General features: G+C 24.1%; 1 protein-coding gene and 1 pseudogene. Both read right to left on the bottom strand.

Annotated features, from left to right (window positions below):
- On the bottom strand, positions 1-609 hold a 609-nt coding region (locus VXQ92_RS18890; protein WP_416682833.1), incomplete at its 3' end, for an EpsG family protein.
- Between the two features lie 336 nt (positions 610-945).
- Positions 946-1,253 (bottom strand): annotated as a pseudogene (locus VXQ92_RS18885) (capsular biosynthesis protein); the annotation flags it as partial.

Here is a 1,253-nt window from a genome sequence, read left to right as displayed (position 1 = left end):
GAGAATCATAGCAAATATAGAGGTAATAGAAGCTAAAATAAATTTAATTTGAAAAAATTTCTTCCTTATGAAAATCAAAGGCAAGAATATAGCTCCCACATTATGACTAAAAAAAGAAGCTAAATAAAAAAACTTGGACTTTATATGATTCTCATAAACAAGCAAAAAAGACAAGAAAAGAAATACTGTTGATATATATTGTCTATAAACGTTTAAAAAACCCATAACATTAGGAAAGAACAATATAAAAACCAAAATAAAATATGGTTTTACATCTTTTTTATAAGCAATATAGGTAAGTAAGCTAAAAATTATAGCATCCCATATAATAAATACAAAAATAGGTTCTTTAAAAAAATCATAAAGAATTTTACTTGTAATCCAATAAACTGGCTCTCTTAATACATAAAAGCTTTTAAAAAATCCCCAATCATAAGTCATTACTTCCGAATAAACTGTCAAATCTTGTTGAATTGAGTTAAACCGCGCAACAATAGACCACCCCATCAAACAGGAGAAAACAAAAACATAATTCAGAAAATGTTTTTTTTGCACAATAGTAAAACCTAAAGCTATTAAACATAGAAAACAATACATAAATAATGTCATTTGCTAATCCTATTAAATAAGATTGAGAGATATTTATTAAAAATTATTTCCATTACAATCTATGTTTTAAAAATTTCATAGAATTGAAAATAATTAATATTAAATATTATCCACATAATACTTTGATTTGTATATCCTTTAAAGAGATCACATTCAAATCTGCTGTGCTCAATAAGTATATAAATCTCAAAAAATAGCTATCTTTTAACAAGTTTAAAAATATAGCCGTTATAATCTAATAAAGAATCTATACATTTAAAAATATTACTTTTCCTTATTTTACGTGAATAATAAAATCAATTATCAACACGTAAACCTCAATAAAACATATCACTCTCACTCAATATTTTTATTAATATTTAAGAATATCGAATCGACCAATTCACTAAAGTATCTTTTTTTATCATTGACTCTATTACCATAATCAATAAAAATTACACCTTTATAAACATATTTTTTATATGCGATAAAATCTTTTTTTACATCTAAAAATTGAAAATCCAGAATATCTCTAATATCTCTAATATCTCTAAAAGATTTGAGGTTATATACGTTATTAAAGTTTTCATAAAACACTCTACCCAAAAGATAAACTGGTTTTCCAAGAAGTAAAGCTTCATACCCAGCCGTGCTATTAACAGTAA

This window comes from Acinetobacter sp. 228 (genome assembly GCF_048147885.1).
The sequence above is the reverse complement of the archived record's forward strand: the minus strand, read 5'-3'. Positions and strand labels throughout refer to the sequence as shown.